At 41.9% G+C, this 11,799-nt stretch carries 11 protein-coding genes; 4 read left to right on the forward strand and 7 right to left on the reverse strand.

What is annotated here, in order from left to right:
- Positions 1 to 269: 269 nt before the first annotated feature.
- Entirely contained in the window at positions 270 to 1,502 is a 1,233-nt protein-coding gene (locus tag NSQ11_RS13350) for a malic enzyme-like NAD(P)-binding protein (protein ID WP_007501712.1), read from the reverse strand.
- Positions 1,503 to 1,643: 141 nt separating this feature from the next.
- Positions 1,644 to 4,979: a DNA polymerase III subunit alpha gene (dnaE, locus tag NSQ11_RS13355; protein WP_203085316.1), complete on the reverse strand. Its 3,336-nt coding sequence runs from the start codon at positions 4,977 to 4,979 to the stop codon at positions 1,644 to 1,646.
- 137 nt (positions 4,980 to 5,116) lie between these two features.
- Here dnaE and NSQ11_RS13360 point away from each other — a divergent pair, with 137 nt between their 5' ends.
- The 3 genes from NSQ11_RS13360 (at position 5,117) to NSQ11_RS13370 (ending at position 6,253) form a co-directional block, all read left to right on the forward strand.
- Positions 5,117 to 5,458, forward strand: a complete 342-nt coding sequence (locus NSQ11_RS13360) for a YtrH family sporulation protein (RefSeq protein ID WP_007501717.1) — start codon at positions 5,117 to 5,119, stop codon at positions 5,456 to 5,458.
- Positions 5,455 to 5,958, forward strand: coding sequence for a sporulation membrane protein YtrI (gene ytrI, locus NSQ11_RS13365; protein ID WP_007501718.1), 504 nt, complete (start codon positions 5,455 to 5,457; stop codon positions 5,956 to 5,958). Before NSQ11_RS13360 ends, ytrI begins: the two co-directional genes overlap by 4 nt.
- A 109-nt stretch (positions 5,959 to 6,067) precedes the next feature.
- Positions 6,068 to 6,253, forward strand: a complete 186-nt coding sequence (locus tag NSQ11_RS13370; RefSeq protein ID WP_008346082.1) for a hypothetical protein — start codon at positions 6,068 to 6,070, stop codon at positions 6,251 to 6,253.
- A gap of 48 nt (positions 6,254 to 6,301) precedes the next feature.
- Here NSQ11_RS13370 and NSQ11_RS13375 read toward each other — a convergent pair whose 3' ends face one another.
- Positions 6,302 to 7,243 (reverse strand): bifunctional oligoribonuclease/PAP phosphatase NrnA, encoded by a 942-nt coding sequence (locus tag NSQ11_RS13375; protein WP_025207776.1) that lies wholly within the window; start codon positions 7,241 to 7,243, stop codon positions 6,302 to 6,304.
- A gap of 147 nt (positions 7,244 to 7,390) precedes the next feature.
- On the opposite strand from NSQ11_RS13375, the gene NSQ11_RS13380 reads away from it, so the two are divergent.
- On the forward strand, positions 7,391 to 7,693 hold the full coding sequence (locus NSQ11_RS13380) for a YtpI family protein (RefSeq protein ID WP_008343164.1): 303 nt from the start codon (positions 7,391 to 7,393) through the stop codon (positions 7,691 to 7,693).
- Positions 7,694 to 7,731: 38 nt separating this feature from the next.
- On the opposite strand, the gene NSQ11_RS13385 is transcribed toward NSQ11_RS13380, so the two are convergent.
- The 4 genes from NSQ11_RS13385 to NSQ11_RS13400 all read right to left on the reverse strand — a co-directional run bounded on the left by NSQ11_RS13385 (position 7,732) and on the right by NSQ11_RS13400 (position 11,705).
- Positions 7,732 to 9,054 carry a CBS domain-containing protein gene (locus NSQ11_RS13385; RefSeq protein WP_017358275.1) on the reverse strand — a complete coding sequence of 441 codons (1,323 nt, stop codon included), beginning with the start codon at positions 9,052 to 9,054 and terminating at the stop codon, positions 7,732 to 7,734.
- A gap of 144 nt (positions 9,055 to 9,198) precedes the next feature.
- Positions 9,199 to 9,882 carry a metal-dependent hydrolase gene (locus tag NSQ11_RS13390; RefSeq protein ID WP_335357857.1) on the reverse strand — a complete coding sequence of 228 codons (684 nt, stop codon included), beginning with the start codon at positions 9,880 to 9,882 and terminating at the stop codon, positions 9,199 to 9,201.
- Between the two features lie 66 nt (positions 9,883 to 9,948).
- A complete protein-coding gene (locus tag NSQ11_RS13395) occupies positions 9,949 to 10,704 on the reverse strand; it encodes an SDR family oxidoreductase (RefSeq protein ID WP_008343153.1) in 756 nt (251 codons plus the stop codon).
- Between the two features lie 95 nt (positions 10,705 to 10,799).
- Complete coding sequence (locus NSQ11_RS13400; RefSeq protein ID WP_046526485.1) at positions 10,800 to 11,705, reverse strand: phosphotransferase; 906 nt, start codon at positions 11,703 to 11,705, stop codon at positions 10,800 to 10,802.
- Positions 11,706 to 11,799: the final 94 nt, after the last annotated feature.

Genomic DNA, 11,799 nt, shown 5'->3' on the forward strand with positions numbered 1-11,799 from the left:
ACGCACATCCACTATTATAGGACATGTCATAACTGTACCGAAACTATTGTACTTTTTTTGTCAAACGCTGTCATCCTTCATTCAATTTTTTCAGTGGGGAATTGATGAGAAATGAGTATAGGTTTGGGGCGCTGAGTAGTTGGTATATGTGAATTGTGAACGTCTACAAAAAAATCTCATTTAGGATGAAAAAAATTTCGTGTAAGAGAGGAAATGGTGCACGTTTTTCCTCCAAATTCAGAAAGAACGTGCACACTTTTCCAATTCGATTACTCGCCGATAATCGTTAATTTTCTTGTTTTTTCTGCAACAGCTTCTGGGTCTACTTTGATTCTTGAAACGCCCGTTTCCATTGCTGCTTTTGCCACTGCTTTGGCTACCGCTGGCGCTACTCGTGCATCAAATGGTGCAGGGATAACGTATTCCGCTGACAATTCTTCATCTGATACAAGGGAAGCAATCGCTTCAACAGCTGCAATTTTCATTTCTTCGTTAATATGTGTCGCACGTACATCAAGCGCTCCGCGGAAAATTCCTGGGAATGCAAGGACGTTGTTCACTTGGTTCGGGAAGTCAGAACGGCCAGTTCCTACAACACTTGCACCTGCTGCATGTGCATCTTCTGGCATGATCTCTGGGTTTGGATTCGCCATTGCGAAGATGACAGGATCTTTTGCCATTTTTCCAACCATTTCTTTAGTTAAAGCACCTGCTACTGACACGCCGATAAAGACATCTGCGCCTTCAATCACTTCTTCTAAAGAACCTTCTTTACGATCTTGGTTCGTGAATTTAGCTACTTCATTTTTCACTGCATTCATACCATTCGGACGGCCTTCATAAATAGCGCCTTTTGTATCACACATGATGATATCACGTACACCGAAATGATAAAGAAGTTTGATAATCGCAATTCCTGCTGCTCCAGCGCCGTTTGCAACTACTTTAATTGAAGACATTGATTTTCCAGACAGCTTCAGTGCATTCACAAGTCCTGCCACTGTTACAATCGCTGTCCCGTGCTGATCATCGTGGAAAACAGGAATGTTTGTCTCTTTTTTCAAACGCTCTTCAATGATAAAGCAGTTTGGTGCTGCAATATCTTCAAGGTTCACGCCGCCAAACGTCGGCTCAAGAAGCTTCACTGTTTCAACGATTTTGTCTACATCGTTTGTTGCAAGTGCGATTGGGAATGCATCAACACCTGCAAAGCTTTTGAATAAGACGGCTTTTCCTTCCATTACTGGAAGAGATGCTTCTGCCCCAATGTTTCCAAGCCCTAACACAGCACTTCCGTCTGTGACAACAGCAACCATATTGCCTTTCATTGTATAATCATACACTTTGCTTGTGTCGTCATAAATATCTTTACATGGCTCTGCCACACCTGGTGAGTAAGCCAAGCTCAAGTCTTTCGCATTTTTCACTTGTACCTTTGATTTTGATTCGAGTTTGCCTTGATTCTCTTTGTGCATATGTAATGCTTCTTCTCTTAATGACATGTGATGAACACTCCTTCAAGTGGAAAATGATTTAATGAATTGCTAAGTTGATAAGCACATACTTGGCAGTTTAAATACACAGAATCTTTAAAATGATAACACAATAGGTGAAATTGTAAAACATATTCAGACGATTTGTCATCATTTAATCACAACGTTTTGTTCACCGAGCAGCTCTTTTAACTGGAAAATGACCGCATGATCTGCATGAACTTTGTATGCATCTGGAAGTCTCATCGTCTTTTTTTGCTTTTCATAATACAAATAGACATCTGCTTCTCCGCTGTGCATGGAGATCACTCGTTTCACTTGTTCTAGCAGCTCCTGCGTATGGTTCTCTTCTTTGACTCGAATGTAGACAGATTCTTTTCTTTTAGAGCCCATCTCTTCCAGTAGAACAGCTTCTTGCACGATGATTTGACTGCTCTCATTTCTGACATCTATTCTGCCTTCAACATAAAGCATTGCGCCCTCCTCAAATAAGGGGGACAGCTTTCTAAATTGCTCTGGAAAGACGACACCTTCCATTTCTCCCGTTTCATCCCCGAATGTGACAAATGCCATCGATTGTCCATTTTTTGTCCGAATCGATTTCACCTTTGTCAAAAGACCACCCATTGAGATCTTTCGCTTTATATAGGAAGAAAGTCTGATGATTTCCACTGCACCATTCTCTCTCAAACGATCTCGATACGCTTGTACTGGGTGATTTGATAAATATAACCCGAGTGCTTCTTTCTCAAATTGCAAGAGATCGACAAGCGGCATTTCTTCTATCTCCGCATATTTTAACTCAAGTGGGAAGGTTGTATCCCCAAGAAAGTCCAGCTGATCCTCAGGTGTTAAAAATGACACATGGTCTAACGCAATATCTATCGATGCTAATAACGAAGCACGATTTGGATGAAGCTCATCCATTGCCCCTGAGAAAATGAGGGCTTCAATCGTTTTTCGGTTGACACTCTTTGTTGATACCCTTGCGCAAAAATCAAATAAATCTTCAAATGGCTTTTCCTGCCTTGCTCTGTATATATCCTTTACAGCTGACACTCCGACATTTTTGATCGCTCTTAAGCTGTAGCGGATCTCCCCTTTTTCAACCGTGAATGGAAATTCGCTCTTATTAATAGAAGGCTTCAACACAGATATCCCTTTTTCCTTTGCCTCATAGAAATATTGAGCCACTTTGTCTTCATTTCCAATCACACTCGTTAAAAGACCGCACATAAAATATAACGGATAATGCGCTTTTAAATAAGCAAGCTGAAAGCCGATCATGCTATATGCAACAGCATGGCTTCTATTAAAACCATAGTTTGCAAATTTGACGATTAGGTCATAAACGTCATTTGCAATGTTAACAGGATACTCCTTTTTTAGGCATCCTTCAACAAAATGGCTTCGCTCTTCATCAAGCACCTTTTTATCCTTCTTTGAAACGGCTCTTCTTAGTAAATCAGCCTCGCCCAGCTTAAAGCCTGCCATCTTTGCTGCAATCAGCATGATTTGCTCCTGATAGACGATGACCCCATATGTATCCTTTAAGATGTCATACAAATCTGGATGCGGGTAGGAGACTTTCACTCTGCCATGCTTTCGGTCGATAAAGAGCGGGATATTCTCCATCGGACCCGGGCGGTATAAGGCATTGACAGCCACGATATCTTCTAGACTAGAAGGTTTCAGTCGTCTCAGCACCTGACGCATACCTTGTGACTCCAGCTGGAAAATCCCCGTTGTATCTCCCGCTGATAACAAATCAAACGTTTTCTGATCTTCATATGAAATGTCACTAAAGTTAATGTGGACGTTTTCCTGTCTTTCAATCTGGTTTTTAATGGATTCAATTAATGTTAAGTTTCTCAAACCTAAAAAATCCATTTTTAAAAGACCGAGATCTTCTAAATAATTCATCGCATATTGTGTCAAATACACTCCATCATGGCCTTCTTGAATAGGCACGACTTGTGTGAGCGGCTCCTCACTTAGGACAACGCCGGCTGCATGTGTTGATGTATGTCTTGGTAATCCTTCTACCTTTAAAGCGATTTGAAACACTCTTTGCAGCTCTTCAGATTGCTGGAGCAGTGTTTTTAATTCTGAGGAGACTGTCACCGCTTCTTTCAGTGTCGTCCCTGGCTTTGATGGGATGAGCTTTGCAAGGTGGTCTGCTGCTTTTGAATCAATTCCCATCACACGTCCGACATCTCTTAAAGCTGCCTTTGCGGCAAGTGTTCCAAACGTGACAATTTGCGCCACATGCATATCCCCATATTTGTCTTTTACATATGAAATGATTTCATCTCTTCTCGTGTCAGGAAAATCGATATCTATATCCGGCATGCTGATTCGTTCAGGATTTAAAAAACGCTCAAATAAAAGCCCGTGACGGATCGGATCGACATCTGTAATAAACAGAACATACGCAACTAAAGAGCCTGCTGCTGATCCCCGGCCAGGACCTGTGACAATGCCATGATCATGAGCATACTTCATAAAATCCCACACAATGAGGAAATAATCACTGAAATTCATTTTTTGAATGATGCTCAGCTCATACTCAAGCCTTTTGATATATGTGTCATTTGAAGCAATCTGTCTTCGTTTCATGCCTTCTTGGCACACTCTTCGTAAAAACTGATCAGCTGTTGATTGATCAGGCGTCGGATAAGTTGGCAGTTTCGTCTGACCAAGATTTAAATCGACCTCGCAGCGGTTTGCAATCTCAACCGTTCTTGCCAGCAATTCTGGATTATCACCATACCACTTCATCATTTCTTCGATCGATCTGAAATGCTTGTCTCCTTGGTCTTCCTCAATTTCTGATAACTGCTGGCCTGCTTTAATGGCTTTTAAACATGTATATGCGGTTTTGTCCTCTTGATGGATATAGTGGACGTCACCTGTTGCCACAAGCGGGATGTTCGCCCTTTTTGAGAGTTCCCTGAGCTTATGAGACAGCTCTTCGTCCTGCTGAAACGGCTGAACGGCTAAATACACATGTTCCTCACCAAAAAGATCTTTTAAATGGCTCGCTGCATCCCTTGCTTCATCTAGCTGATCATGTTGCAGCAGCGTTTCAATATAGCCGGATACGCCTGGTGTGATGGCAATAAGGCCATGATGATAGGCTTTCAGCCATTTCTCTTTCAGGCCGGTTTTTGACTTTGATTTCAAGACACTGCTAATTTTGATCAAGTTTTGATAGCCTTCATTGTTTTTAGCAAGGAGGATCAAAGGATAAGCCTCTGTCTCTTGTTCATCTATGAAGACAGAAGCTGTTAAACCGATAATCGGCTTGATGCCATGTGTTTTACATTCCTTATAAAATTCAACCGTTCCATACATCACATGGTCATCGGTAAGAGCGAGCGCTTGATAGCCAAGTTCTTTCGCCTTTAATACGAGCTCCTTGACCTTCGCTGCACTGCTCAATAAGCTGTATCCACTGTGGACCTGAAGATGAACATAGGACATGCTTAATCCACTCCTTTCGTCTAAATTCATTCTTTCATTATAAAACGCGATGCGGTGAGAAACAAATGTTCTTTCTTTTCCGCTCGTTCATACTTGTCCAGCATTCGCCATATATTGAATAGAGTGAGGTGGGAAAAATGGATGTGAAGGAAGCCTTTATTCCAAACTTTATTAGCTGTTATTTTATCGCACTAGGGGTTATTTTGGGCGGTGCTATTATAGGCGGGGTAGGTGCATATTTATCTGGTCAGCCACCGCTATCAATTATTTCAAGTCTTGCCAACCGCTTAAAAATTTGGGCACTTGTTGCGGCAATCGGTGGAACTTTTGATGCGGTCTATAGTTTTGAAAGAGGGATTTTCGAAGGGAACACACGTGATATTTTCAAGCAGATCTTGCTCATTATCTCTGCTATGGGCGGTGCGCAAACAGGGTATCTCCTGATAACGTGGCTCACTCAGGAGCATGTGTCATCATGAGGGTGCCTGAGCTGTATAAACGTCCAGGCTGGCAGCGTTTTTTTGCTGGGATGATGTTCGGCGCAATTATCAGCTGGTTGATTTTTCTCTTTACGTATGGCACCTTTCAAGAGAAACAAGTGACACTGCTCAGAAGCCAGCAGCACCATATGGACAGTCTGAAAGAACAAATCACACTCTATCGGGAAGATTTGCATAAATTAAATGAAGACAATAAGCAGCGTCTGCTTATTCAGAGCGTAGACGTTCACCTCGTCAACCGTGAGCAGTACAAAATCCCGGAGCCAGATACCTTGAAATTTGAAGATCAGGTGAAAGAAGATATCTCTGAGGTGATCACAAAGGATATTGAAAGTGTCTATAAAACAAAAGAGCTCTTAAAACGGACCGTGGAAAATAAAGAATATACGATTAGAGAAAAGGCATACCGCGCTAAAGTCACTGAACTGACCATTTATACAAAGCTATCGCTTGAAGTGCGTATTTCCTTTGCTGAATAATAGATGATGTGGAATTTTTATGAATTTCTGCACTCAATGATCGCTTTTCACTTGTTATTTTTATACACTAAAAGAAGAACGAGATGATCATAAGAAAGAGGTGAGAACAATGGAGGTTTACAGCTATCGTCAAATGGCACGAGACAAAGCAAGCCGGATTAAAGACGGCATGTGTGCTTATGCTGAGACAGAAATGATGGCCCATTTAATTAAAAAAGAATTAAAGCATCAAAATCTCCAAGCCTATGAAGATTCAACTGACATCGGCTGCTGGTTTATCCCTGTATCCAAGTAACCCTTTTCTCAAAGCTCAAAAAAGAGAGGGGGACTTGAAGCCCCTCTCTCACGATGATGATTTACATACTTCTTCTAAATCACGCAAAATCTCATCTGCAACTGCCCAATCATATATGGACGCACCGGCTGCAAGCGGGTGACCTCCGCCATGATATTTTTTAGCAATGGTGTTAATGACGACGCCTTTTGAGCGGAATCTCACACGAATCTGATCGTTCTCTTCCACAAAAAAGACCCATGCCTTAATCCCTGCAATATTTCCAAGTGTCCCAACAAGCTGTGAGGCTTGCTGCGCTGTTGTTTGGAACGACTCCAAAATGTCACGTTTAATAAAAACAGAAGCTACGCCATTCTCTGATAAAGAGATATGTTGAAAAATATAGCCATTTAATTTCACGACATTCAAATCTGTCTCATACAATTGATTGAAAAGGTCTGATGATGAAAACGGATATTCGATGAGTTCACCCGCATATTTGAGTGTCTTTTTCGTTGTGTTTGGGAAAAGGAAACGGCCTGTGTCTCCTACAATGCCGGCATAAATGAGTTCTGCCGCCTTTGTATTCAGCTGATATCCTTCTTCTTTCCCCTCTAAATACAGCTCATAAATCATTTCACTGACAGAGCTTGCTTCTGTATCAACCCAAAGCAAATCACCATACGGATCTTCATTCGGATGATGATCAATTTTCATCAGCTTATCGCCCATTGAATAACGCTGATCATCAATTCTAGCTTGATTCGCAGTGTCACAGACAATGACAAGGGCACCTTTGTACACTTCATCCGGCACATCATCTAATTCATATAAAAATGAAAGGGATGGCTCAGGGGTTCCTGTCGCATAAATATTTTTTTCTGGATAGGTGGCACGCAAGATTTCCGTAAGGCCGCACTGTGATCCATATGCGTCTGGATCAGGTCTTACATGTCTATGAATGATGATGGTGTCATATAATGATATGGTTCTAATCAGTTCTTTTTTCATAAATACTCCTTCTTATGCGATACTCTTTTTATTATTAAATCATAATCTACCCAGACAGAAAAGTGAGGAATAGACAATTTATTCTAGTAAGCAAGCCTATTTACGTTTAAAATAGGGTTGTAACCACTTACAATGGAGGCTTGGCACATGCTTGTTTTGATTGTGTTTATTATTTGTTCTGCCATGTTTTATTTATACTACAAAGCAAAGAATGTCCGTACGAACCGGCCGGTCGAAAAGAAATTCTGGTCTGCTAAATCAAGTATGGCACTTGGCTGCTTTGTCCTGCTCTTCGGTGTGAATCAATTATTTTTAAACCGCTCGTCACTCGCATTTGTCATTGGGTTTGTTTTTGTTGCAGTTGGTATCGGCAGTACATGGGCCGGATATAAAGCCTATAAGCACTATCTTCCGCTCTTTTTAAAGGAAGGCGAAAAAGACCACGCATAATAGAGAAAGGGCGCATTCATGCCGCCCTTTTTTGCCTATTATCCTCTCTCCATCAGCTGCACCATTAACATCGCTTTGCCTACAATATTTGACTGATGGTAAACTTCCACTTCCAGCTTTCCAAACTTGCGCCCAACTTCTAAAATATTCGGTTTGATCTGTATCGTGGATTCCATTTGAACCGGTTTTAAGAAATAGACAGAAAGACTTTCTACAATTAGTTCGCCTTTTTTATGAGACTTTAAGAAGCGGTTGGCTGATTCGATTAAAATTTGTGTAAACACACCGTACGAAATATTACCGAGTTGATTTGTCATTTGTGGTGAAACTTCATATTGGTACACCGCATCTGTTTTTGGTTTTTCTGTCTCAGTCTCCTTAAACCCTCGTGACACGACATCATCCAACTTTTCACCGACCTGCGGCTGCTTTTGAATCATTTGCAGCGCCTTCAGCACGTCCTGACGGCTAATCATCCCAATCAGCTTCGCATGATCATTTACAACTGGCAGTACCTCAATACCTTCCCACACCATCATTTGTGCAGCTGAAGCGACAGATGTTTTGCCAATAACGGTCAGCGGATTTTTTGTCATCACCTTTTCAATCGGTGTAGAACGGTCATGGCCTGCAATATCTTTTGAGGTCAAAATGCCGTGAATTTTCATTTGATCGTCTGCTACCGGGAATCGGCCGTGCCCAGTTTCATAATTCTTTTCATACCATTTCTCAAGTTTGTCTTCTGGCGATAAATAGACGGTCCGTTCTATCGGCGTTAAAATATCCTCCACAAGCACAATTTCTTTTTTAATCAACTGGTCATAAATGGCCCGGTTAATGAGAGCCGCTACGGTAAATGTATCGTAGCTTGTTGATAAAATGGGCAGCTCAAGCTCATCTGCGAGCTGAATAATTTCATCATCTGTTGAGAATCCGCCCGTGACCAGCACAGCCGCTCCCGCCTCTAATGCTTGCCGGTGAGCATTGATTCGGTTTCCGACGATCAACAGGTTGCCTGCTGCTGTGTATCGCATCATCGCATCCAGTTCCATTGCACCGATGACAAATTTATTTAACGTTTTATGTAAGCCGGCTCGTCCGCCAAGCACCTGGCCATCAATGACATTGACCACTTCCGCATATGTCAGCTTTTCAATATTTTCTTTTTTCTTCTGTTCAATTCGAATGGTACCGACTCGTTCAATGGTGCTCACGAACCCTTTATTTTCAGCATCCTTAATAGCCCGGTAAGCCGTGCCTTCACTGACTTTCATTTCTTTCGCTATACGCCGGACAGAAATTTTCTCTCCGACATCTAATGAATCAATATACGATAAAATTTGCTCATGCTTTGTCGCCAATCCCGTTCACCCTTTTTGTTTTCAGCGTTTTCATCTATATTTCATTATAAAGGCAGGAGGCTTTTAATAGCAATTTGTCTTTTACACGAGCACGATACAGGCAAATAAAAAAGCCGGTAGGGTGCCGACTTTTCTTCCTATTGATTAAATATCGATGGATTCTCCGCTGTTTAATAAGTGACCCACGCCGCCATGCAAGCTGTCTGCAAAGGCATGAGGATCTTGCTCAATCGGCGGGAATGTACTGTAATGAATCGGTACGACTTGTTTCGCACGAAGCCACTCTGCTGCGATTCTCGCATCGTCTGGTCCCATCGTGAAGTTATCACCTATTGGCAGGAAGGCAAGCTCAATATGATTCAGCTCCCCAATGAGTTTCATATCCGAGAAGAGAGCCGTGTCTCCAGCATGATAAATTGTTTTGCCTTCGGCAGTAAATAAAATACCAGATGGCATCCCTGTATACGTAATCGTTTTGGATTCTTCATCAATGACCGCTGAGCCATGAAACGCTTGCGTCAGCTTGACTTTACCAAATTCAAATTCACGTCCGCCGCCTATAGAAAGCGGGTGCGTTTTTACCCCTTGCCAGCCTAAATAAGTGGCAAGTTCGAATGGCGCAATCACGAGTGCGTCATTGTTTTTAGCGATTTCAATCGTGTCTCCGACGTGATCTCCATGCCCGTGCGTGAGCAAAATCACATCTGCTTTCACATCTTGCGGTTTGATATCTGTGTGCTTATTTCCATTTAAAAATGGATCAATCCAAATATGGTATCCGTTTGTTTCAATGTGTACGACTGAATGTCCATGATATGTAGCTTTCATGTAAATATATCCACCTTTCGAATTTGATCTCATTTTGTCTATTCCCTCTATAAAAAGCTGAAAAACTTAGTGCCTATGAATCACATTAAGACCACCTGTTGCTTCAATGACGGTTCCTGTAATGAGGTCTGAACGGTCATCACATAGAAATGAAATGATACGCCCTATATCCTCTCCAGTACCAGACCTGCCTATTGGCGTTTCATCGTCTTTGATTTGGCGGGCTTCCTCTATTGTCGATTCTTTCATGTCTCCAACGATTTTGCCTGGACACACCATATTAGCGGTGATGCCGTTTTCGGCTTCTTCAATCGCAATGGTTTTCGTCAATGACGCAAGGCCCACTTTTGCCGCTCCGAAAGCTGATCTGTGCATCCAGCCTGGCGCATGGTCTGCTCCTTGGAAGCCATATGTGATAATCCGGCCAAAGCCTTGTTTTCTCATCATAGGGATCACCATTCGGAACAAATGGAACACTGCGGATAGGTTGCCTTCCATCATTTGATACCATTCGTCTTCAGAGTAATCCGCGAGTTTTTTTCGTTCAAAAATATAAGGTCCAGCATTATTGATCAAGGCGTCAATCCGCCCAAATCGCTCTGCTGCCAGCTCGACCATGTTTTTTAAATCTTCTTTGTTTGTTACATCGCCTTGGACAAATTGAAGCTTTTCTTCGTATTCTTGCAGTTCTTCTTTCATCTGCCGGACAGCTTCATCATCACTTCGATAATTGACTGTCACAGAATACCCCATATTCAGTAAAGACTCGGTGACTTTCCTGCCAAGTCCTTTAGAACCCGCTGTTATTAATGCGTGTCGCACACAATCTCCTCCTAAAGCAAAGGTTGCAAGTTCATGTGTTTCTTTTGTTATCTTTACTTTACTATAAACCGGCTTCCTTCGCACTTTTGAACCCTTTAACAGTGAGGGGAAAACCGTATAGGGTGATTCATCCACTTTTTCATATCCCATGAACCATGGATATCGAGAAGCAGCGAAACAAACCGATAGCATTCTCTCACCTCATGAAGCTGGCGAGGAAGCGGGCAAATCTCTTCATACCCTAATTGAACCGCTTGTGCAGCTTCTTTCGTCAAAAGGTATTCGAGTGCAATCAAATCAAACGTAGCTGGTCCAAATACGACATATTCCGTATCAACTAGACTCGTCACTTGATCATCGTCTTCAATATATTGCGATGGGTCTAAATCAATTAAAATGAGACTGGCTGCATCAGGAGGACTTAGCTTTTCAAGCTTTTGCTGCACCTTTTCTGCATAATTCTGATATTCAGGCTGATCAGCGTAATAGTGGCTGATGAGTTTGGAGACAGTCTTTTTTAACAGCGCATGGAATTCTCTCAAATGTCTCTTTTCTCCCCCGTATACTGCACCGAAAAAGTTTGTTTGATATGAATGAAGATGCGCTAGTTTCCTCCCGTAATCCCTATAGAATTGTGCTGAACGGCCCTCAAAAGATGTTAAAGGGATTCCTTCTACTTTTTCCATGACATAAAAGTGTTTCCCCGCCTTCTTCACTTTACGAACAACTTTCGGAATATGAAAGGAATTCGTATGAGCCAGCTTTTCATTGATTTCATCAAGATGCTCCTGTACAGTACGGGCATCTACTCCATAAATCATGTTGATCCCATACACAAATTCACTTTCTTCTCTTGCAGTTTTAGGAGATTTCACTACATATTCCGTCTGGTCTTGTAAGGAAATCAGCCACACATCATTAGCCCGGCCGTCGTATGGTTCTCCTAACGTTTTCATTGATACGATAGGCTGATCAAACAAAGCCTGAAGCGTTTTCTTCATGAACTGTTGTCACTCCTTATTCAGCTTGACACTGGTATGCTTTCATTTTCTCCAGTGAAGATCAATCTCCTTTTTCCCATGAAAAAAACCATCC

The organism is Bacillus sp. FSL W7-1582 (assembly GCF_038593325.1).
GTDB classification, from domain to species: Bacteria; Bacillota; Bacilli; order Bacillales; family Bacillaceae; genus Bacillus; species Bacillus altitudinis.